Source organism: Pseudoalteromonas sp. GW168-MNA-CIBAN-0100, assembly GCF_040309225.1.
Lineage (GTDB): Bacteria > Pseudomonadota > Gammaproteobacteria > Enterobacterales > Alteromonadaceae > Pseudoalteromonas > Pseudoalteromonas arctica.
In genome coordinates this window covers 1-341 of record NZ_JBEOOL010000272.1, presented here as the reverse complement: position 1 = coordinate 341, position 341 = coordinate 1, and the positions used below count along the sequence as shown (strand labels likewise).

At 32.8% G+C, this 341-nt stretch carries 1 pseudogene; it reads right to left on the bottom strand.

From position 1 onward, the window contains the following. Positions 1–341, bottom strand: a pseudogene (locus AAEY62_RS21075) (hypothetical protein); the annotation flags it as partial.

Below are 341 nucleotides of genomic sequence, written 5' to 3'. Positions count from 1 at the left end.
CCTGAGGCGTTAACTTTATTAGCGCTAATTTTATTACTACTAGTACTGGCAATAAAATCGGGAAGTGAATTAAGCGCAACAGTATAATTACCATTAAGTGTGTTATTTTTAAATTCTGCATTAAGCTCAATGTTTTTAATATCTGGCGTACTTATACTAACCGCTAACATGCTTTTAAAATCCGCCCAAAGGTTGGTAAAATTAAGCTCTGACTCCATTAGAGTTATTTCAAATTGATTATCTCCTTCGCTAATTATATTTAGCATTGGCAAAGTAAGGTGGTTATTAGTAATACTAATCACTTTAGGAAGTTTAATCTGCCAATTTAAAGGGGTTTGCTC